This window comes from Duganella sp. sic0402, assembly GCF_019219065.1.
GTDB lineage: Bacteria > Pseudomonadota > Gammaproteobacteria > Burkholderiales > Burkholderiaceae_D > Rugamonas.
Genome location: NZ_JAHUWK010000003.1, coordinates 70508 through 91572 on the forward strand (window position 1 = coordinate 70508; position 21065 = coordinate 91572).

At 60.4% G+C, this 21065-nt stretch carries 17 protein-coding genes and 1 tRNA gene; 2 read left to right on the top strand and 16 right to left on the bottom strand.

Going from position 1 to position 21065, the window contains the following annotated elements; genetic code table 11:
- Nucleotides 1–26: 26 nt before the first annotated feature.
- The 16 genes from KW842_RS09335 to KW842_RS09410 all read right to left on the bottom strand — a co-directional run bounded on the left by KW842_RS09335 (nt 27) and on the right by KW842_RS09410 (nt 18575).
- Nucleotides 27–1109 (bottom strand): glycoside hydrolase family 99-like domain-containing protein, encoded by a 1083-nt coding sequence (locus KW842_RS09335; RefSeq protein WP_218303830.1) that lies wholly within the window; start codon nt 1107–1109, stop codon nt 27–29.
- A 12-nt stretch (nt 1110–1121) separates the two neighbouring features.
- Entirely contained in the window at nt 1122–2084 is a 963-nt protein-coding gene (locus tag KW842_RS09340) for a glycosyltransferase family 2 protein (RefSeq protein ID WP_218303831.1), read from the bottom strand.
- Nucleotides 2081–3556, bottom strand: a complete 1476-nt coding sequence (locus KW842_RS09345) for an O-antigen ligase family protein (RefSeq protein ID WP_218303832.1) — start codon at nt 3554–3556, stop codon at nt 2081–2083. The genes KW842_RS09340 and KW842_RS09345 overlap by 4 nt, the downstream gene beginning before the upstream one ends.
- Before the next feature lie 2 nt (nt 3557–3558).
- Nucleotides 3559–4791 (bottom strand): polysaccharide pyruvyl transferase family protein, encoded by a 1233-nt coding sequence (locus tag KW842_RS09350; protein WP_218303833.1) that lies wholly within the window; start codon nt 4789–4791, stop codon nt 3559–3561.
- Nucleotides 4788–6020: a Coenzyme F420 hydrogenase/dehydrogenase, beta subunit C-terminal domain gene (locus KW842_RS09355; RefSeq protein WP_218303834.1), complete on the bottom strand. Its 1233-nt coding sequence runs from the start codon at nt 6018–6020 to the stop codon at nt 4788–4790. The genes KW842_RS09350 and KW842_RS09355 overlap by 4 nt, the downstream gene beginning before the upstream one ends.
- 21 nt (nt 6021–6041) lie before the next feature.
- The gene (locus tag KW842_RS09360) at nt 6042–7307 is read right to left on the bottom strand and encodes an oligosaccharide flippase family protein (protein ID WP_218303835.1); all 1266 of its coding nucleotides are present in this window, start codon (nt 7305–7307) and stop codon (nt 6042–6044) included.
- Between the two features lie 33 nt (nt 7308–7340).
- A complete protein-coding gene (epsI, locus tag KW842_RS09365) occupies nt 7341–8024 on the bottom strand; it encodes an exosortase-associated protein EpsI, B-type (protein ID WP_218303836.1) in 684 nt (227 codons plus the stop codon).
- Complete coding sequence (gene xrtB / locus KW842_RS09370; RefSeq protein WP_229223596.1) at nt 8021–8932, bottom strand: exosortase B; 912 nt, start codon at nt 8930–8932, stop codon at nt 8021–8023. The genes epsI and xrtB overlap by 4 nt, the downstream gene beginning before the upstream one ends.
- Nucleotides 8933–9820 (bottom strand): chain length determinant protein tyrosine kinase EpsG, encoded by an 888-nt coding sequence (gene epsG, locus KW842_RS09375; RefSeq protein ID WP_218303837.1) that lies wholly within the window; start codon nt 9818–9820, stop codon nt 8933–8935.
- Between the two features lie 16 nt (nt 9821–9836).
- Entirely contained in the window at nt 9837–11249 is a 1413-nt protein-coding gene (gene epsF / locus KW842_RS09380; RefSeq protein ID WP_218303838.1) for a chain length determinant protein EpsF, read from the bottom strand.
- Nucleotides 11250–11299: 50 nt separating this feature from the next.
- Nucleotides 11300–12079, bottom strand: coding sequence for a polysaccharide export protein EpsE (gene epsE / locus KW842_RS09385; RefSeq protein ID WP_229223597.1), 780 nt, complete (start codon nt 12077–12079; stop codon nt 11300–11302).
- Between the two features lie 47 nt (nt 12080–12126).
- On the bottom strand, nt 12127–13098 hold the full coding sequence (locus KW842_RS09390) for an EpsD family peptidyl-prolyl cis-trans isomerase (RefSeq protein ID WP_218303839.1): 972 nt from the start codon (nt 13096–13098) through the stop codon (nt 12127–12129).
- Nucleotides 13099–13311: 213 nt separating this feature from the next.
- Nucleotides 13312–14691 carry an undecaprenyl-phosphate glucose phosphotransferase gene (locus KW842_RS09395; protein WP_218303840.1) on the bottom strand — a complete coding sequence of 460 codons (1380 nt, stop codon included), beginning with the start codon at nt 14689–14691 and terminating at the stop codon, nt 13312–13314.
- Between the two features lie 9 nt (nt 14692–14700).
- On the bottom strand, nt 14701–15930 hold the full coding sequence (gene epsL, locus KW842_RS09400; RefSeq protein ID WP_229223598.1) for an XrtB/PEP-CTERM-associated polysaccharide biosynthesis outer membrane protein EpsL: 1230 nt from the start codon (nt 15928–15930) through the stop codon (nt 14701–14703).
- 54 nt (nt 15931–15984) lie between these two features.
- Nucleotides 15985–16653: a CAAX prenyl protease-related protein gene (locus KW842_RS09405; protein ID WP_218303842.1), complete on the bottom strand. Its 669-nt coding sequence runs from the start codon at nt 16651–16653 to the stop codon at nt 15985–15987.
- Between the two features lie 17 nt (nt 16654–16670).
- Nucleotides 16671–18575, bottom strand: coding sequence for an ATP-binding cassette domain-containing protein (locus KW842_RS09410; protein WP_218303843.1), 1905 nt, complete (start codon nt 18573–18575; stop codon nt 16671–16673).
- Between the two features lie 199 nt (nt 18576–18774).
- On the opposite strand from KW842_RS09410, the gene KW842_RS09415 reads away from it, so the two are divergent.
- A tRNA-Arg gene (locus KW842_RS09415) sits at nt 18775–18849 on the top strand.
- Between the two features lie 565 nt (nt 18850–19414).
- On the top strand, nt 19415–21061 hold the full coding sequence (locus KW842_RS09420) for a DUF1800 family protein (protein WP_229223599.1): 1647 nt from the start codon (nt 19415–19417) through the stop codon (nt 21059–21061).
- The last annotated feature ends 4 nt before the right edge of the window (nt 21062–21065 follow it).

Here is a 21065-nt window from a genome sequence, read left to right on the forward strand (position 1 = left end):
GAGTTCTTTCCTTGTTTAATTACATCTTATTTATCCGACTTGAAGACCTTCTGAATTTTTTCCAGATACAGGAAGCCGTCTTTTTTGGTCGGTTCGATAAACGAGCCTTCGCCGTATTCGTTCCAGCAGCAGATCACACCCATTTTCCGCGTCTTGTCGGGCGCCTTGTCCATCAGGCTGCGCGCTGCACGCAGATGGGCTTCAAACTCCTCGCCGGTGCTGATCGAAAAATCGTGGTCCTTGTCCTGGCTGCCGCCCCACGGGCGCTTGTCCCAGCCGGAAGTCATCGGCACCACATAAATCCCCGACGCCCGCTCCATCAGCCAGTTCCACTGGCCGCGATACGCCTGATCCAGTTCGCCATAGCCATGGCTGATGGCGCGCCCGCCGGCGAATCTGACGCCCGGTCCCATATGGTAGTTATAGGCCGAGTGGCCGATATAGCCGGACTTCGGCGTATAGTCGTAGCCGGGTATGCCGGCGCCGGCGCCGGCGATCATGCTCAAGCCCGGCAAGCCCTCATCTTTGAAGATCTTGTCGCCCATGGCGATCAGCTCGGCGGAGCTCATGCCGATGCTCTGCGCGTTCTTGTTCAGCACCTCGGCAGCGAAGATATACACCACCGGCTTGCCATCCACCTGCACATAATCCGGGCGGAACATATACCGCTGGGCCCAGAATCTGAACATGGCTTCCAGCTGCACCTTGCTGAACACATAAGTCGTATGATTGGCCCACATCAGCGCAAATTTCACGCCATGGCGATCCGGCGCGCGCAGATAAGCATTCAGCGCGCTGTCCATCATGGTCTTGCCGTCTTTGCCCCAGTACCAGTCAAACACCACGTAGTCGATGCCGTACTTGCTCATCCAGCCCAGCTGCTGCTGCATGGCGGACACATCGCCCTCCTGATACCAGCCCAATTTGGGCTCGCGCTCGGCGAATGGCTTGATTTTTTCCCATGGCTGGGTGTACGGGCCACCAATCTGATTGTCCTTCCAGCCGGGGAAGTAGTACACGCCGATGTTGTAATCGGCCGCTTGCGCGGCGCCGCCGCACAGCAGCGTGGCCAGCATCAGTGATCCCGCCTGCTTCATCAATGACTTCATGGTTCCTCCTTGTCAGGCAGCCGAGAACAAGCCTTGCAGCACGCCCTTGACTGCCGCGCGCGCCTGCGGCCAGCGCCGGCGCAGTACAAACTTGGTCACGTCCCAGCCGCAGAATCCGAGCACCGGCACCAGGTAGCGCAGGTAAAAGCGCTTGGTGAAACGTATGCGGTTGCGGTACAGATAGAACATCGACAGCGGCGAGCCGCCCGAAGCGGAGGTGCCGATCGACGCCCCCTCCTTGTGATACACCAGGCTGCGCGGCGCATAGCCCATGCTGAATTCGCCACGGCCGCGGGTGGCCCAGTCCACCTCCTCGAAATACAGGAAATAGTCTTCGTTCATCAGGCCCACCTGCTCCATGAAGCTGCGCCGTATCAGCATCGCCGCGCCGATCACATAGGACAGCGTGGATTCGACGGCCTGCGGCGCGCCAGGCACCGCATCGGGATGGCTGAACGCCCCCACATGGCGCGAACTGCCGCGCAAGGGCGAATACACCGCGCCGCCATACGCTTGCACCTTGTCGCGTTCATGATAGTAAATCAAGGTCGAGCCACACAGGCCGATGCGTGGGTCTTCCTGCATGCGCGCCACCGCCTGGGCGATCGCGTCCGGCGCCACCACCGTATCGTTGTTGAGCAGCCAGACAAACTCGCAGGCCGGATCACGCAACGCCAGGCGCACGCCGACATTGTTGCCGCCGGCAAAACCCAGGTTGGCGCCGGTGTCGATCAGAATCAGGCGCGCATTGCCGGGCTGCGCTTGCTCCGCTGCGGCGCGATCCAGCACCTGCCATTCATCCGGAGCAAAGCGCGCGCCGGCCCACTGCGCGAATTTTTCCATCGACCGATCGCTGGAGGCGTTATCGCACACCACCGCGACGTATTCAACGCCGGTAGTATGCTGCAGGCTTTCCAGGCACTCGATGGTGTCGGCGCAGCCATTCCAGTTCAGGATAACGACATAGACCTTCACGCCAGCGCCCCCCACGAGGACTTGTGCTTCGCTTGCGCAGCGGTCGCCAGCAGGCGGCCTCTATACGACGACAGTAGCACCGTGAGAATGCAGGTCATGAAGAACACGCTGGAGTGCAGCATCAGCTCCGGCTGGGTCAGGCACAAGCCCAGCCAGGCGGGAAACACGCACAAGCTGGCCAACAGCGGCAGCCGGTCTTCTTGCTCCGCCAGCGCCATCGAGCGGCGGCCATGCCGCCAGGCGCGCCAGAACACCATCAGCATCAGCAACAGGCCAAACACGCCCAGCTTCAATGCAATATACAGATAGCTCTCGTGGATATAGCGGGTGTGTTCGGCAAAAACGCGCAGGATCGGTATCCAGTTGCGGTACTCGCCGCCCATGCCGACGCCGATCACCGGCGAGCGCTTGAGCGCGGCGACAGCATCCTGGTTTTCCCATTCGCGCCAGCCGTACGAGGTGTTCTTGCCGCCCTCGTCCTTCACACTCATCATGCGGACCATGATCGCATCGAGCGTACTCGGCTTGGCGATCGCCAGTGCGGCAATGCCCAGTGCGCCCACCGTCACCAACGTTACCAGCAATTTCGCGGTGCGGCTCTGGCCGATGAAAAACACCGGGATCAGCATGCCGATCAAGGTCCATACCCACAGTGCGCGGCCAAAGTTGACCACCAGCGCCGCCGCCAGCAAGCCACCCAGCAAGATGCCGACGGCCATGTTCACGCGGCGGTACAACATCATCACCACCAGCCACACCAGCGCCCAGGTCACAAAGGGGAAGCCCGGCATTTGCACGCGGGTAAACGCGCCCTGCGCTGCGCCGGCGGTTTCCAGCGAGCCGACACGGCCGGTGGCAGCCAGCTGGATGCCGGTCACGGCAGCAAACAGCGCCATCACCGAGACCAGGATCGCCACCGCCAGCATGACCCGGTTTAATTTGCGCACGCCATCCGGCGTGCTGCCGCAGTACACAGCCAGCAGCGGCAGCCAGAGCCAGTAAATAAAGTTACGGCCATCGCGGTAAATATACGGAATCTGCGTGTGGAAGTAAGCGATGGCGGTCACGAAGGACAGCAGCACCAGCGCCGCAAAGCCCCACAGCGGCCAGCGTACCTCGCGCGGCAGCGCGTAATTGATCTTCTTCAGGCGCAGCAGGTGAATACAGAACGCCAGCAAGGAGGCGGCTGTCGCAACGTCAGCCAGCTTCACGTCGGGCGCGAAAAGAATCACCACCACATACATGAACAGGCCAAGCCATGGGCTGGCCAGCATGACCACAGCATAGACCACCGCACCGATCAAGGCCGCATTCAGCATCCATGGCAGCATCACGCAGCACAGGCCGATGAATGAGGACAGCAGCAACACCGGCAGCCATAACAACACCAGGCGTTTCAGATTCGCCCTGGTGAAGATGCCCGCCAGCGCCGAAAGCGATGCCGCCGAATATTGTCGAAGCATGGCGCTCATGTTTATTTCCCGATAACCTGATTGAATACCTGCGCGACGTTGCCTTCATAGCGCGCCAGGCGCTCCTCGACACGCTGCAGGCCGGCCTGCACTTGCTGTTTCAGTGCGTCCCGTTTTACGTAGCCATCGGAGATTTTCTGCACCACCACATCATCGCTGTCCGCCTTGCAGTCGGCGATGCTGTTGTAGCCCAGCGTACCGAACAGGCCGTTGAACTTGCGGCTGTAGGCCATCGGCACCACCGGCACGGAAGACGAGAAGGCGGCGATGCAGGCGTGCATGCGCGCGCCGGTGAAGTAATCCAGGCCGGCGATATAGGACTTGGCTTCGCTCGGCCGGCTGAACACCGGCGCCACGATCACGCCGGGGAATTCTTCCGCCAGCGCGATGCCGCGCGTGTAGTCGTCCTCGCTCGGCATATGCGGTTCGATGACGTGGCCGACCAGGTGCACCTCGACCTCAGGCAGCGCCTGGAAATGTTTGATCAGGCGGCGGATGGTGGACGGATAGTCGATACTCAGGCCGAACTGGTTGCCGCCGGTGTAGCCGCCGTTGAACAGCAGGCCGGAGACATTGATGCCGACCCGCACCTTGCCATTGTCGGCAAACTGCTTGGCCTTGAACGGCAGGCGGAAGGCGACGTCGATCGCTTCGCCGGTGTTCTTGGTCACGCCCAGCTGTTTCAGGTAGTCGCTGGACAGGTTGTCGCGTGCGAACACCTTGGCGCAGCGGGCCATCACCTGCTTGGCCAATACACGCGCAGCGGCGCCATCGAACGGGCCGATGGTCTGCGGCGCCAGGATCAGCGGCTTGCCCAGGCTGCACACGATGTTCTTGCTGAGCCAGTAGAAGAAGAAGCGCTTGAAGCCATAGATATCGGCAAAGCTGTCGCCCTCGCCGATGTCGATCACCAGGTCGCAGCGGCGCACCTGCTCGCGGAAGCTGGAACGGAACAGCCGCACGCGCTGGTTTTCCAGCGCATGGCCGGCCTGCTCCAGTTCGGCCGCCAGCGACGGCAGGCTCTCGCTGCCCGAGCCGAGCACGATGAAGCGCACCCGCTGGCCCAGCGACTCGGCCACGCCGCGCACGATGGCGATATTCGATTCGGTCAGCGCGCCCACGCCGAGATTACCGGACGACAGCGAATGCCATAGCAGGCCGACGGTAATCATTTTTTCCGGCGCGGAAGCGGTCTTGCCAGCGCGCGGGTTCAGGGTATCGATGACGGCATTCATTGTGCTTCTCCTTTTGCGCGGCGCCAGGTACCCCAGGCGCTCTTCAACCAGACCACCGGCTTGGCGGCCAGCGAGGCCTTCACCAGTCCAAGGCGGGAATAATGTGGCGCGACCCCGCGCGCCAGGCGGGTGGCGATCACGCGCCCCAGCACCATGCGCTTGCGGTCCACCTGATACGGCTGCATCTTGGCGATTTCTTCCACCGCCAGGTCGCTGGCGACTATCACTTCGCGCTGCATGACTTCGCGCACCAGCGCCTCGCCAGCGGCGGTGCGGGCCAGCAGCAGGCTGCGGCCGTCGCGCTCGGTAAAGTCCGGGTAGCCATCCTTGCCGTACCAGGCGTCGGCGCATACCACGTCGGCGAACTCGCCAGTGCCGTCCGGGCAGATCTTGCAGCGGAATTGCAGATGCTTGTTGAGGATGGTGCCCCAGGAACTGTTGTAATCCATTTCAAACACTTGCCCGTCGGCCTGCACCGCGCGGGTCATGCCCGGCCAGCCATCACCACGGTAGCGGAAGCTGACCACTTTTTCCGGGCTGGAGCTGAGCTTGCGTATCACCTCGTGCGTGCCCTTGATGCTCGGCACGCCGGCGCACATGAAGGACAGCATGTAGGGCACCTGGCGGTCGACCTGCGGATTGATGCGCGCGTACTGGCGCAGCGCGGCCACGTCGCACGGCTTGCCGACAAAGGCGAAGCGCTGGCCGCTGTCGAGCAGCGCGCGCAGCGATTGCAGCGGTGCCGAGGGGGCGTAGCGCGAACCGGCCGCGCGTATCACGTCCTCGCGGCTGCGGCTGATCTGCAGTTCATTTGCCAGCGGATCGTGGGTACTGGTCGCCACCTGGGCGACAAAGTCCACCTTGCCGGAGCTGATCAGGTAATCGGCCAGCGCGCTGATCACGCCGCCGGACGAGCCCTGGCGGCGGATTTCCGCGTCGCTGGAATACGCGGTGCGCACCGATTGCAGCGGCCCCCACAGCGGATGCTGCCCGCTCACCTGCGGCGCGTGCTTGATCACCAGCGCCGGACAGGCGGCCTTGATCTGCTGCTCGGTCTCACCGGACAGCGGCTGGTGCACCATCGGCCGCAGATAGCCGGAGGCGTTCAGCTGTATCGTGATGGCGCCCACCGGCGCCACGGCAGCGCACAGGCCGCAGCCAGTGCACAAACCGTTTTCCTTGATCTTATCAATCAGGCTGTTTGACGTAGAAGAATTAAATTGAGTCATGTCCATAAGTCACACACGTCATTAAGCCAAGTGCAAAAAGGGCAGGAAGGCCGCCGCGCCGGCCAGCGTCAGGCCGCCGTTGACCACGGTAGGCCGCACCAGCCTTACCGAGGCGCCGAAGTACACCAGGGCCAGCGCCAGATTGCCCAATATCAGCGCAAGCAGCCAGCCGGTGTTGCCGTACATCGGCACCGCCTTCCATGCCACACCCAGGATCAGCAGCCAATGGAACACATTGGCCTTGGCCCGCAATCCCTGCAATCCCGCCGAGGTCAGCATGATACCGAACGACGACGCCAGGAAGCGCACGAAAAACAGCAGGCCAAACCACGGCAGCAACGCCGCCAGTGAACTGAACGCCGCACCAAACAGCAGGTGCGTGATCGGCTCCGCCAGCACCGTCAGGAACAGGCCGAAACCGATGCCCATCACCAGGAAGGCCAGTTGCAGACGCTGGCCTTCCTTCTGGCGTTGCTGGTGGTCGCCATGCACTGCCGACAGCCGCGGAATGAACACATTCGCCAGCACATTGGCGGCTTGCGCGCCCCCCAGCACCAGGCGCATGCCAGCCTGGTGCAAGCCCACCGCGACCGGATCGACAAAGTAATTCAGCACCACGCTGTCGATCTGGCCAAACAGGCTTTGCAACGCAAAATCCACCGCATACGCCATCGCCTCGCGCAAGCGCTTGGCTGCCTGCGCCAGCGATGCCGGACGCAGCCCGGCGAAATACTTGAGCTGGCTGCTCCAGGTCATCGCGGTGACCGCCAGCCGCGACAACATGAACCCGATGGCGGCAGCCAGCACACCACGTCCCGGCCAGACGCTGGCCACCACAATGCCAAACTGCAGCGCCGCCGCCACTGTCGCAATCCTGGTCTCCGCCGAAAAGCGGTTGGTCGCCCGGTAGCCGACATTCAGGAAGTCGGTAATGGAATCGGCCAGGATGGCCAGCATCAGCGCCAGGAATACCCAGCGGCCGGCAGCGTCGATCCATAGCATGCTCACCAGCGTACCCGCCAGGATCAGCACCGACAGCAGCACCTTGGCCGACAGCACCTCGCCCATCACCGCATGCGCGCCTTCCGGACGCGCACCAATTTCCCGCAGCACATAGCCGGTAAAGCCATAATTCGCCAGCATGCCCAGCAAGGTCGAGATCGACAGCCAGAACATGAACAAGCCAAACTCGTTCGGCCCCAGCAGACGCGCCAACATGGTAAAGGTCAGCAAGCCGAACACCAGGCGCACCAGCGTGCTGGCGCCCATGAATACCACGTTCTTCATTGATGTCCCGGTCTTAGTATGTGGTCAGCTGCATCAACGCGGCGTGCCGATGAAACGGGTACGGGACTCCAATGGCAGCGCGTCCGCGATCTGCCGCACAAATTGCTCCTGTACCTTGAATGCTTGTTGCGGGTCGTTCGATATCGACGATACGCGGAAAATCAGGCCATCCGGTATTTGCCCGCGGAAACCGTAGCCCAGCTGCGCAAACTTGGTGTCGTAGCCGCCCAGCACGACCTTGTCAGCCATGGTGGTCCAATAGGTGACCGGCTCGTAGCGCGTGCCCAGCGAGGTTTGCAGGCGCTTGACGCGCAGCTCGCCCAGGTTGGTCTGCAGCGTGCCCTTGACGGCGGAAGCCAGATTAAAGCCCTGCGCCGGATAGCAGACTTCGGGATAGTGCAGCTGCAGGCCGCTGGTCTGGTCTTCGCCGTAGGCAATCGACAGCATGATGCGCTCGCCGTTGCGGTTGATATAGTTGCGCGACAAGGTCTGGGTATAGATTTTGGCCAGCGCGTCGGCGGTTTCCGGGTTGATCACCTGGGCGGTCAATTCCTTTTCCTCGGTCCAGTCGCCGAAGCTGGTCGGAATCGCGGTTTCCAGCACCAGCGGCGCGCGCACCTTGGCCAGCCGTTCGGTCGGCGTCATGATCTTGGCCAGCACCGCCGACGACACCATCAGCACGCCCGCCACCAGGCTGAGTCGCAAAGTGCGGTTCATGCTTGTACTCCTTCAGGCTTGCGCGCCTTCAGGCGCGAGGCGACGAACTGCAGCAGCGTGTCCAGCGCCAGGATCAGCGCCAGTGCGCTGATGAACAGCACCATGCCGGCGAAGCCGTGCAGGAAGCCCTGCCCCGCCGCGTCGCCGAAGTAATAGGTAATCAGCGTCAGCACGATCACGCGTATCACATTGGCCGAGAATGAAATCGGAATGATGAACAGCGCCAGCGTGATGTTGCGGAAGGCCGAGGTATGACGCACCAGGTTCAGGTAGAACAGGCCCAGCGCTTCCAGCGTCAGCAAGGTTTGCAGGCCGGCGCAGGCATTCGCCACCAGCAGCTGGTACTGGCCGATTTGCAGGATCACGCCGGCGCGGGCGATCGGGTAGCCGACCGCGTACAGTATCCATTCAGTTGCCCACGACACCGCCATCTTCATCGGCATGGTCAGCATGATCACCAATTCCGCAGGGAGCGGTATCATGAACAGCATGAAGAAGAACGGGAACCACTGCACCCGCAGCGCGGCCCAGCCGCGCAGGATCAGCACCAGCGACACCAGCAGGCAGATGAAGGAGCCGATTTCCAGAATGTAAATCTGCTGCGAGCGGCCGACGATGTAGGCCAGCAGGCCCAGCACCAGCGACACCCAGCCAATCGGCGCGCCCGTCTGGCCGGCGCTGCGCGCCACCATGTCCGGCCACTGGCGGTACAGCAGCCAGCACGACAGCAGCAGAATGATGGGGCCATGCGCCTGGTCTTCGGTCGCCCAGACACCGGTAAACAAGCGGTAAAAGCTCGGCACGAACAGGCTGGCCATGCCCAACAGCAAAGGCCACATGTCGATCAGACCGTCGCGTTTTCCAGGGGTGAGCATGCCTGCGGCAGGCCGGGTCGCCGTCTCCGCCATTTAGAACTCAACCAGTACCGAACCGACCACCTTGGCGCCGCTTTGCGCCAGTTGTTCAGTCATCGTGTTGATATCGGCCAGCAGCGTTTCGTTCTTGCGCGCCACCAGCAGCACGCCACCAGCGCGGGCGGCGATCGACAGCAAGTCGGCGCCGGTCGCGTAAGCAGCCACGTCGTACAGCACCACGTCGTAATTCTGCGCCAGCGTGTTATTCAGCGTGCCGAACGATGCGCGGCTCAGCAGTTCCTGCGGATTCGGCGGCAGCGTGCCGGCGGCCAGCACCGACAGCGAAACAAAGGAATCGATCTTGGTGACCGCTTCGACGCCGGCGCGGCCGGCCAGCACGTCGGACAGGCCGGCGCGGGTATTCATGTCGAAGATTTCGCTCTGGCGCGGACGGCGCAGATTGGCGTCCACCAGCAGCGTGTTTTCACCGAGCTGCGAAAACACGACCGCCAGGTTGGCGGCGAACATGCTGACGCCGTCACCCGGATTGACGCCGACGATGGCCAGCGATTTATGGCCGTTGGCAAACCAGCGCAGCATCAGCTGGCTGCGCACCGCGCGCAGCGTTTCCACTTGCGGGCTGAACGGACGGAAAGCCGCCGCCAGCTGGTTGGAAAACTTGGTTTCGCCTTCTTGCAAATAAGGATAGTCAAACTGGCGCGCCAGCACTTGCTGGATGTCCTGTTCGGTAATCAAGCCCAGACGCTGGGCCGCTTCGCCGAAGCGGATGCCCAGTTCTTTTTGCATGCGCAGCACGCGCTCGGCATTTTCAGGCGTGATCTTGCCGGAAGCCAGCAGCAGGCCACCGATGCTGGAGTCCGCCTTACGCTGCACCGGCGGAATGGACGAAAGTGGCGGAACGATGTTAGGAGTGGTGGTCATGGACGGTTCCAGATTCTCAGGAGTTAATGCTCAGGTTGCTGCGGCGCAGGAACAAGCCGCTGAAGCGCGATGGACGGCGCTTGGACTGGGTCCAGTCGATCACACCCAGCACCGGAATTTCCAGCATGTCGGCCAAGTCGGACTGCGAGCGCACGCGGCGGTCGAACAGTTCCAGCAGGAAGCCCAGGCCTACGCCCAGCATGCTGCCCAGTACGATCGCCAGCGCGGTGTTGCGCAGCACTTTCGGACCATACGGCTTGATCGGCGCCACGGCGGGATTCAGCATGGCCACATCCGACTGTTCGGCCTGGCCTTCGATGCGGGTCTGCGACAGGCGGATCGAGGTGGCGTCGAAGGCGCGCTGGGCGCTTTCCACGTCTTTTTGCAGCACATTCAGTTCGTCGCGGGTACGGTTCAGTTCCAGCACCTTGGCCTTTTGCTCGGCCAATGCGTTGCGGATGGCCGCTTCACGCTGCATCAGGATTTGCGCGTTATTGCCCACGGTGTTGGAGGTGATCCTGGTCTGCGCTTTCAGGTCGGCGCGCAGCTGATCAACTTCCGCCTTGGCGCTCTGGTATTGCGGGTGATTCTTGTCGAGGCGCTGGGCGACTTCGGCAAACTTGGTTTCCGCCGCGCTCAGCGCGACTTTCATGTTCTGGATCAGCGGATTGCCAGCCACGTCAGGCGATTCGCCCGATTCGCCGGCAGCCATGCGCTGGCGCGAGCTGGCTTCCATCAGCTGGCCCTGGGCCGCCACCAGTTGCGCCGACAGATCGTTCAGGCGGTTCGACTCCACGTCCAGGCGGTTGTCGACGCTGACGATGCCATGTTCCTGCTGGTATTTCGACAGGCGGCTCTGTGCCGCTTCCACTGCATCACGCAGCACTTTCGACTGTGCGTCGAAGTAGCTGGTGGCCTTCTTCATCGGATCGACCTTCAGCTGGATGCTGGCGTGCTGATATTCGTCGGCAAAGGCGTTGGCCACGGCTGCCACGAATTGCGGATCGGCGCCGGTGAAGCTGATCTCGACCACGCTGCTTTCACGCGCAGGCACGATTTCCAGTTTTTTCAGCAGCAGTTCGGCCAGCCAGTCGCGCACCGAGCCTTCGCCGTTTTCAGCGTCGTTGAACTGCTCGATAATCGCCGGGCTTTGCGCCAGCTTGAGCGCATCCACCACGCGCAGCGCCACGTTCTTGCTGGAGATGATGTCGATCTGCGTCGCCACATAGCCTGGCAGCAGCTGGCCGGGCATCGACATGCCGGTCAGCGGGTCGACACCTTTGTAGTTCAGGATGACCGACGAGGTTGCTTTATAGCTTTTCGGCAGCAGCAGGCTGACCACCACGGTCACCGCGACGGTGAATAGCAGGGTCAGCAGGATGATCTTTTTGCGCGCCCGCAAAACCAACAGGATCTGGGAAAAATTCATGGCGTAGCCTTTGTTTCTGGACTCATTAAAATATGGCGGACAAATATGGCTTAGAACAGGCTTTCCTTGATGTACACGACATCGTCGGTCTGCAGCAGGTCGTCATGCTTGGCGTCCAGGGTTTGCAGCTTGCCGTCAGGACCACGGCGCTTGATGCGCACGCCGCGTTCGGTGCCGCGCTGGGTCAGGCCTCCGCCGACCGACAGCGCCTGCACCACGGTCATGTTGTGCTCCAGGCGGAACACGCCAGGACGCTGCACTTCGCCGTAGATGTAGAAGCGTGGCGCGCGCTCGACGTAGATCACGTCGTTGCTGTTCAGCTCCAGGTCACGGTTCAGGTCGCCGGTGCGGGCCATCTGCACCACATCCACCACTTCACGCACGGTCTTGCCGTCCGGGGTTTTGCGGATCAGGTCGATGGTATCGCCGCCGTCGGCGCTGACGCCGCCCGCCAGCGCCAGCAGGTCCAGCACGCTGCGCTTGCCATCCACCGGATAGCGGCCTGGGCGATTCACCTGGCCCAGCACCGATACCTGCTGGCTTTGCAGCACGGTCACCAGGATGTTGACCTGGGGCTTGCGCACGAAGCCGCCGCTTTCCAGCATGCCGGCGATTTTCTTTTCCGCCTCTGCGGTCGGCAGGTTGCCGATTTCCACTTCACCGATCAGCGGGAAGGTAATCTTGCCTGCCTCGTTGACGCGGGTTTCGGTGGTCAGGTCCGGACTGCCATAGACCGTGACCTTCAATACATCGCTCGGGCCGATTTTGACATCAGCCGCAGTGGCGCTACCCATCAAGCCTGCGCACAGCGCGGCCAGGACCCATCCCATCCATCGTTTCATCATATGCCCTGTTCTGAGAAATTAATTAATCACGCCTATTTCATGCCGGCCACGCCGCGGTTGATCGCCTCGGACGGCGTCGACGCGGCAGCGGCTGGTGCAGCAGGCGCAGGTGTTGCTGCGGCAGGCGCAGGTGCTGCTGCAGCAGGCGCAGAAGCAGTCGCTGCAGCAGCGGCAGGCGTCGCCGCCTTGTTCAGGTATTCGATCTTGGCGGCGCCGCGCAGACGCTTGATTTCCGCGTCGGTCGCATCCTTGGTGCGCTTGTTGATCAGGAACTGTTCAATCTGCGGCGTGGCGGCTTCCAGCGTGACCGGCGTGTCCTTGATGTCGGCGATCGTGATCAGCAGGCTGCGCTCGCCTTCCTTGATGATGAACAGCTGCCCTTTCGGCATGGCCAGCAGCTTGCCCGACAGTTCAGGCGGCAGATCGGTGGTGGCGCGGGTCAGCTGGGCGCGCGCGTAACGCACCTTGTGTGCATCCAGCCAGGCCGCCACTTCTTCCAGCGACTTGGCGCTGTCCATGGCCGCCTTGAGCGGCGCATCAACATCGCGGCTGGCCAGCACCAGCTGGCGCATGTCGAATTGCTTGCGGTTGGTGAAGAAACCCGGATTTTTCTGGAAGTACTCTTCCACTTCGGCACGGGTCGGCTTGCCGACATTGCCGATGCGCTTCTGGATATAAGCCTGGGCCAGGATCAGCGATTTGGCGCGCTCGATCGCCTGCACCACTTTAGGATCGCGGTCGGTCTTGTCTTTTTCGGCCTGCTCCTGCAGCAGCTGGCGGTCGATCAGTGCTTCCAGCAACTGCTTGCTGGCGGCTTCCTGCTGGGCTGGCGCCACGCCTGCGCGCTGCAGCTCTTCATTGAGCTGCAATACGGTAATTTCGTTGCCATTCACGCTGGCCAGCGACTGGCCAGGTTTCTTGGTTTTGTCGCCGCAGGCGCTCAGGCCGACGACAGCGATCAGCAGCCATGCGGCGCAGGCTACGCGGGAGGTTTTACGGGACATGCTGTTTAAGTGTTTCAAGGTCGTTCCTTCAACTCAATGTAGTGGCATAGATGGCGGTTGCACATGACAGGCCTAACCTGTCCCTTCCCAATCAGGCCGCGCCAGCACTACGCTGCCTGACTCCAGAAGTTTTTCCCGCTGAGCATTATCTCTATCAATATTATAAACTTCGGTGGTAATAATGACACCAAATTTGCTGCGGTGCGAGCCCCTCTAAAATGCGTTATCGCGCTTCAAAACGACTTTCACGGTACGCAAAATAATCCAGATATCCAGCCACAGCGACCAGCTGCGCAAATAATCAAGGTCGTACTGGACGCGTGCTTCCATTTTGTCCAGCGTCTCGGTTTCTCCACGCAGGCCGTTGACCTGGGCCCAGCCGGTAATGCCAGGCTTGACCTTGTGACGCAGCATGTAACCCTTGATCAGCTTGCGGTACTGCTCGTTGTGCGCCACAGCATGCGGACGCGGGCCAACGATACTCATCCTTCCTTGCAGCACATTGAAGAACTGCGGCAATTCATCCAGCGAGGTCTTGCGCAGGAAGGCACCGATCGGGGTGACCCGTTGATCGCCCTTGCGCGCCTGCACCACCTTGTCGCCGTCCTCGGTCACCGTCATCGAGCGGAACTTGTAGACGATGATTTCCTCGCCATACAGGCCATAGCGGCGCTGGCGGAAAATTACCGGGCCCTTCGAGCTCAGCTTCACCATCAGCGCGATCACCAGCATGATCGGCAGCAGCAGGATCTGGATCACGGTGGCCAGCACGATGTCGCTGATGCGCTTGACCATGCTGTTCACCCCAGTGAACGGCGTCTCGCAAATCGCGATCACCGGCATCCCTGCCACGCTGTCAAAGCGCGCCTGCATCAGATCGAAGACGTAAATATCTGGCAGGAAATAAACCGATGCCGTGGTGTCCTGCAACTCGTCGATCAGCTTGCGTATCCGCGGCTGAGCTGAAATCGGCTGGCTAATATAAATCATCTTGACGTTATTGGCGCGCACGTATTGCGCGACCTCGCTCATCCTGCCCAGCATCGGATGACGCATGCTGTCGGGACGACGGTCCTCGGTGCGATCATCAAAGAAACCGTTGACCTGCAACAGGTGGCCAGCCTGATTTTCGATGCGCTCGACGAACTTCATGCTCAGGTCATTGGCGCCGATGACGATGGCGGTGCGCCGCTCATCATCGCCATTGCCATTGCCATTGCCCCAGGTGGCGGTGTAATTCACCAGCAACAGGAACGGTGTGAGCACCGCCCACAGCGTCACCGCATGCATGTCATACAGCGTGTCCAGGCCGCTGCACTCGCCCAGCAGCCACAGGATGCCGATCACCGCCATCCAGCCCACCAGCACGTCGCGCGCATAGGCCAGCAGGTGGCCGCGGCGCCAGTTGCGATACGGGTCCAGCCGCGAATAAATCGACGTGGAGACGTAGAACGCCAGCACCATCAGGATCAGCATATAGCCGTTGAACGGCGCGCCGGCTATCGCCGCGCTCAGGTACAGGCTGGCCATGATGATCAAAGGGTCCAGCACGCGCTGGAAGAAGGAGACTACCGGGAGGTCGCTAATATTCATGGCTGCTGCTTAAAACTGGATACTGGCATTGAACGCCACGCTGTTCGCGCGATAACCGCTGCTGAACAGGCGGTTGCTGGGATCACGCTTTTCGTGCGCATACTGCACGCTCAACTGGGAGCGCTCGGTTGGCGCATAAGTGATGCTGGCGCTGGCGCTACGCGTGGTGTCGTCATAATTGATGGGCAGGACATTGGCGATCTGGCCGTTGAAGTCGCGCTTTTCCTGCCGGGCTTGCGCTTCAAGACGGACCTTGGCCGACCATGCCCAGCTGGCCACCACGCTGCCGCCCTTGCCCAGTGCATAGTTCAGCACGCTGGACTCGACCGCGGTAAATTCGCGCCAGGCGGCGGCGGACAGGCGCAGGCGTGCGCGCGGACTCCATTGCGCGGTAAGCCGCGCATTGGTGCCACTGGAATCATGCGAGGCGCTCAGGTCATGCTTGCGCTTGACGCGGCCACCAAGGAATTGCAGCTGGGACACCTCACTGATATTCCACAGCACCTTGAGCTTTAACTCGTCCTGCGTATAGCCGGATTCCTGGGCGAACTGGCCCTGGGTGAGCGCAAACGGATAGTCGCCGGTCAGGCGCCGCGCGACCAGGCCAACGGTGCTACCGGTCGAGGCCAGATAGTCGAAGCCGGCGTCAGTGGCTTTTTCGGTGCGGGTATTGAAGCGCTGTGATTCCAGGTCGTAATCGAATTTGTCCTGGTTATAGCCGGCATGCACCTGCCAGCTTGGATGGAAGCGCCAGAATATATCGTAGTAGCCGCGCTTTTGCGTCTTCAGATTGCGCTGATTGCTGTGAAAATCGGAAAACGGCGCAATCGTCTGCGAATAGCTGCCGCCCAGGTGGCCGCTCAGGTGGTTGCCCACCACCCAGTTCCAGGCGCCCTGATAATCCTGGCCGGTGTAATCCAGCTGGCTGAAATGGTCAAAGCTGACCCGGCTGGCCTTGGCCGACCCGGTGAATTCCTGGCGCCCCAGCGGCCACTTGAAGCTAAGGCCGGCTTGGGCCTGACGGATATTGTCGGCCCGGCCGCCGTCCAGCTGCTGTCCATCCTCCAGACGCAGCAAATTATCGTCATGGGTGTAGCCGATCGCCACAAAAGGCTTGATCGTATCGCTGAGTTCAGCGTGGGCCGACGGCGCCAGCACAGCGCCGGTGACCAGTACCCAGGCCACCAGTCCGGATGGCTGCGGCGCACGGCGGCAAATACCGCCTGAAAAAGATCGCAAATGAAAGCACATTATTTTTGTCTTTTTTAAATATAGGTGTTACCCGAAAAACCGCTACCAGTAACGCCAGTTGGCCGTTGCCAGCACCCAGATGCCCAGAAGTCCGTTAGTGACCGCATGCGCCAGAATCGGCGGCCAAAGATTACGCTCACGCCAATATAAATAGCTATACACACTCCCCGCCACCACGCCAGCGAACCACAAATTGTGCTCAACCCCAAATAGTAGCACCGCAACAACAGTTGTAGCAATTCTTACACGATCCGGACGCACTGCCAAAAAATCCGGATCAGTTAGCCAGCGCGTTAAAAAAGAGCGCCAGAACAACTCCTCCATCAGCGGCACCACCAGCGCCGCCCCGGCAATCCGCACCAGCGCCAGCGGATAATCCATTTTTCCGCCAGCCGTCGGGTCAAAACCTGCGGACTCGCCCATCGTCATCCACGGCGCGTCCAGCACTATCCATAACAAAAATACCACAATGCCAAAAAACACAGCGCACGCAATCGTGCGCAGGTGCAAGCGTGGCTGCGCGAGTTCAATATATTCCTTGCGGAAAGTCCACAGCAGCAGCGCCACGCAACCTACTTTAACCACATAGAGCCAGCGCAGTTCAGCGGCGTCCACGCCGAACCGCTCCAGCACATCGGCGATCACGATAAACAGCATGTAGCAAGCAAACGGCAGCACCCTGACCCATGCTGCCCGTTTAAATCCCCCCATGTGCTTATCCTTCGCGTTTAATTTTTCGATCGCGCCTCGATTTCTTCCCATTTCTCGAGCGCGGCAAGCAACTCGTCCTCGATCTCGGCCACACGCGCATGGATGCGCTTGGCTTCGGCCGGGGTTTTCTTGTAGAAATCCGGATCCGCCAGCTGCCCTGCCAGCACCGCCTGCTCATCCTCCAGCAGCGCGATCAGCTTGGGCAATTCCTCAAGCTCACGCTGTTCTTTGTAGCTGAGCTTTTTGGGCTTGCCAGGCGTATTCTGCTGCAACGCAGCAGGAGGTGTCGCCAGCTTGGCGCCGGCCTTGGCAACCGTGCTTGCCGCCGTCGCGCGCACCCGCTCCCAGTCGCTATAACCGCCGACATATTCACGCCACTCGCCCTCGCCTTCGGCCACGATCACCTGCGTCACCACGTTATCCAGGAAGGTACGGTCGTGGCTGACCAGGAACACGGTGCCGGTGTAGTCTTCCAACAACTCTTCCAGCAGTTCCAGCGTATCGATATCAAGGTCATTGGTCGGTTCATCCAACACCAGGCAGTTGGCCGGCTTGGCAAACAGGCGCGCCAGCAGCAAACGGTTGCGCTCGCCACCCGATAGCGTCTTGACCGGCGAACGGGCGCGCTCCGGCGCAAACAGGAAGTCGCTCAGATAACTCATCGCGTGCTTGCGCTGGCCGTTGATCTCGACCCAGTCGCTGCCTGGGGCAATGGTGTCCAGCAGGCTGGCGTCTTCGTTCAGCTGGGTGCGCATCTGGTCAAAGTACGCCACTTGCAGCTTGGTGCCCAGCTTGGCGACGCCGCTATCCGGCGCCAGCTCGCCCAGTATCATTTTCAGCAGCGTGGTCTTGCCGGCACCATTGGCGCCGATCAGGCCAACCTTGTCGCCGCGCAAAATGGTGCCGGTGAACTGCTTGACGATGCTGCGCTCGCCATAGGTCTTGCTGACATTCTCCAGTTCCGCGACGATCTTGCCGGAACGCTCGCCGGCCGATACTTCCAGCCGCACCTGGCCCTGCTGGTCGCGGCGCGCGGCGCGCTGCAGGCGCAACGCTTCCAGGCGGCGCACGCGGCCCTCGTCGCGCACCCGGCGCGCCTTGACGCCCTTGCGTATCCAGATTTCTTCCTGCGCCAGCACCTTGTCGAATTTGGCGTTCTCCACCTCTTCGTTTTCCAGCAACTCGGCCTTGCGCGCCTGGTAGGTAGTGAAATTGCCGGGGAAGGACAGCAGACGGCCACGGTCCAGCTCAATGATGCGGGTGGCGACGTTGTCCAGGAAGGAACGATCGTGGGTAATAAACAGCACGCTGCCCTTAAAGTCTCGCAACAGTCCTTCCAGCCACATGATAGAGGTGAAGTCCAGATGGTTGGTCGGTTCATCCAGCAGCAGCACGTCCGGTGCCGCCACTAGCGCACGCGCCAGCGCCACGCGTTTTTGCATACCGCCCGACAACTCCTGCATCAGCAGGCTGCCCGGCAGATTCAGCTTGTCGAGCACGGTTTCCACCTTGTTCGACAGATTCCATGCGTCGGCGGCGTCCAGCATTACCTGGATATCGTGCATGCGCGCCATCACGGCGTCGTCGTCGCCCTGGCCGAACTGGCCGGTCAGGTCTTCATATTCCTTCAGCAGCAGGGGCAACTCCCCCAGTCCCGAGGCGACCGCGTCGTGCACCGACATCTGCGGTTCGAATACCGGCTCCTGCTCGACGTAGACGATTTTCAGGTTTTGCTGCATGACCAGCAGGCCGTCGTCCAGCTTGATACGCCCGGAAATAATCTTCAGCAGAGAGGATTTGCCGGTGCCATTGCGCCCGATCAGGCCGACGCGTTCACCTGTTTCCAGGGAAAATTCCGCATGATCAAGCAAGGCAACGTGGCCGAATGCCAGTTGCGCAGAGGAGAGAGAGATGACTGCCATGGTAGTAGAGGGAAAATCCGCCGCCGCAGAGGGCGACAGAGATGGGTGAATGAAGCGCGTATTGTACCGGCAGCAAGGCCCCAGACCGCATTTCTTATTAAAGGATGAGCAAGCCCCAGCCTTCCTTTCCCGCTTAAAAGCCTATATCATGGCCGCTCGCTGCGGACAGGACGCTGGTCCTGTCATATCGCACCGGTGTGTCACCATAGTTCAATGGATAGAATAGGGTCCTCCTAAGACCTAGATACAGGTTCGATTCCTGTTGGTGACACCACCTTCCCTCCGCTTTCAAAATCTCCGCCCTGCCGTTTGCCCCTGCACATCGCACGTTTCAAAGCAACATTGTTAAATTTCGGGTTAAAATCTCGGCTTCCTGCCGAGTCCGAAAGGTTTTGACAACTCCCGTATAAAAACCTCAATTCCATCCATTCCGCCGTCATCTTCGCGTAATTCTCTAGCTTAAAATAGTTTTCCTGAATGCGAGAAGTATGTCTTTTGGTAAATTTTCCGTTGTCTAAATCTGACATTTACCATAAATCATCTAAGTTTTCACTTTTGAAAGTTCGGCTAAATCATGCCTAACTTCGCCCATTTTCGTCAAAAAAAATATTCAGGAGTAAACGTTGACTAAATGATGAGCAAATAAATTTGAATTCCGTACGGCAATTAATTTCCGTACAGATACAATTCATTCACCGACTCACCAGACAAGGAACACCGTAATGAATTCCGCTACTATCCGAACGATGCTTGCCGCAACCTCGTTCGCAGTCCTTTCCGCATGCGGCGGCGGGAGCACCGAAAATGGTGCTAGCGTAAGCAATCAATCGAATCAACTGTTGGGTGGCACCGTCTCCAGCGATGAAGGCAGCCCGCTGGTCAGCAGCGCCGTGCGCCAAGTCATGGGAGGCACCACTGCCACCGCAGCCATGACGCCGTATGCTGCTTCGCGCTTCCTGGCGCAAGCAACCTTCGGCCCAACCGAAGCCACCATCAAAAATATGGTCGCCAGCGGTCCTGCCATCTGGATCACAGATCAGTTCGGCAAAGTACCAGGCTCCTATCTGGCCTATATGGATCAGCATGTCGCCGCCGGCGGCGTGCTGAGCCAATCCCAGTTCCACGAAATGTTCTGGAAACAAGCGGTTACCGGCAATGACCAGCTGCGTCAGCGCCTGACCCTGGCATTGTCGGAAATCTTCGTCATTTCCATGGACGATCCCAACATCGCCGAACGTCTGCGCGGTGTGGGCAGCTACTACGATATGCTGGCGAACAATGCCTTCGGCAACTTCCGGACCCTGCTGCAATCGGTTGCCCTGCACCCGATGATGGGTGTGTATATGTCGCACCTGCGCAATCAGAAGGAATCGGCGACCCGTCTGCCTGACGAGAACTTCGCCCGTGAGGTCATGCAATTGATGACCATCGGCCTGTACAAGCTGAATCAGGATGGCAGCCAGCAACTGGTCAACGGCAAGCCTGTCGATACGTACACCCATGATGATATCGTCGGCCTGTCCAAAGTCTTCACCGGCTGGAGCTTCTCTGGCCCGGACAAAAACGGCAACCGCTTCATGGGCACGATTAAAGATGCGGCCTGGGAAGTCACTCCGATGCAGAACTACCCTGCATTCCACTCGACCAGCGAGCGTAAATTCCTCGGCGTCACCATCTCCGGCGCGACCACTGGCGAGGCGGATTTGAAAGTGGCACTGGACACCTTGTTCAACCATCCGAACGTCGGTCCGTTCATCGGCAAACAGCTGATCCAGCGTCTGGTCACCAGTAATCCAAGCCCAGCCTACATCAGCCGTGTTGCGGCAGCCTTTAACAATAACGGCGCAGGCGTACGCGGCGATATGAAAGCCCTGATCCGCGCTGTGCTGCTGGACCCGGAAGCACAAGGCAGCAGCGGTGCCGCCACCGAGAAAGTACGTGAGCCATTCGTCCGTATCGCTAACTGGATGCGCGCATTCAACGTGACCTCGACCTCGGGCCGTTATTTGTTGACCGCGCTGGATGATCCTATCAACGGCCTCGGCCAGGCGCCCATGCGTTCGCCGTCGGTCTTCAACTTCTTCCGTCCTGGCTACACGCCGCCGAACACGGCGATCTCCGAAGCCGGCGAAGTTGCGCCAGAAATGCAGATCATGTCCGAACCAACCTCGATCGGTTACGTCAACTATATGCAAAACGCAGTAGCATATGGTGTTGGCACCGGCTTTGACATCAAGCCGAACTACGCCAACGAACTGGCACTGGTCGCCACCCCGGAACAACTGGTGGAACGTGTCAATCTGCTGTTGCTGAATGGTTCGATGTCGGCCACCTTGCGCAGCCAAATGCTGACCGCGCTGAATTCGATCGTGCAACCAACCCCGACAAGCAGCAATGCCGATCTGGTTGCCAAGTTCAAGAATTATCGCGTCAACATGGCTGTCTACCTGGCGATGGTATCGCCTGAATACATCGTACAGAAATAAGGAC

What these genes read in the sequence shown, in the direction of transcription:
- xrtB (WP_229223596.1), bottom strand. Translation starts at nt 8,932, where the DNA reads ATGGCGGAGACGGCGACCCGGCCTGCCGCAGGCATGCTCACCCCTGGA.
- KW842_RS09345 (WP_218303832.1), bottom strand. Translation starts at nt 3,556, where the DNA reads ATGAGCGCCATGCTTCGACAATATTCGGCGGCATCGCTTTCGGCGCTG.
- epsF (WP_218303838.1), bottom strand. Translation starts at nt 11,249, where the DNA reads ATGAATTTTTCCCAGATCCTGTTGGTTTTGCGGGCGCGCAAAAAGATC.
- epsE (WP_229223597.1), bottom strand. Translation starts at nt 12,079, where the DNA reads ATGGGATGGGTCCTGGCCGCGCTGTGCGCAGGCTTGATGGGTAGCGCC.
- KW842_RS09360 (WP_218303835.1), bottom strand. Translation starts at nt 7,307, where the DNA reads ATGAAGAACGTGGTATTCATGGGCGCCAGCACGCTGGTGCGCCTGGTG.
- KW842_RS09390 (WP_218303839.1), bottom strand. Translation starts at nt 13,098, where the DNA reads ATGTCCCGTAAAACCTCCCGCGTAGCCTGCGCCGCATGGCTGCTGATC.
- KW842_RS09335 (WP_218303830.1), bottom strand. Translation starts at nt 1,109, where the DNA reads ATGAAGTCATTGATGAAGCAGGCGGGATCACTGATGCTGGCCACGCTG.
- KW842_RS09395 (WP_218303840.1), bottom strand. Translation starts at nt 14,691, where the DNA reads ATGAATATTAGCGACCTCCCGGTAGTCTCCTTCTTCCAGCGCGTGCTG.
- epsG (WP_218303837.1), bottom strand. Translation starts at nt 9,820, where the DNA reads ATGACCACCACTCCTAACATCGTTCCGCCACTTTCGTCCATTCCGCCG.
- KW842_RS09350 (WP_218303833.1), bottom strand. Translation starts at nt 4,791, where the DNA reads ATGAATGCCGTCATCGATACCCTGAACCCGCGCGCTGGCAAGACCGCT.
- KW842_RS09410 (WP_218303843.1), bottom strand. Translation starts at nt 18,575, where the DNA reads ATGGCAGTCATCTCTCTCTCCTCTGCGCAACTGGCATTCGGCCACGTT.
- epsI (WP_218303836.1), bottom strand. Translation starts at nt 8,024, where the DNA reads ATGAACCGCACTTTGCGACTCAGCCTGGTGGCGGGCGTGCTGATGGTG.
- KW842_RS09355 (WP_218303834.1), bottom strand. Translation starts at nt 6,020, where the DNA reads ATGACTCAATTTAATTCTTCTACGTCAAACAGCCTGATTGATAAGATC.
- KW842_RS09405 (WP_218303842.1), bottom strand. Translation starts at nt 16,653, where the DNA reads ATGGGGGGATTTAAACGGGCAGCATGGGTCAGGGTGCTGCCGTTTGCT.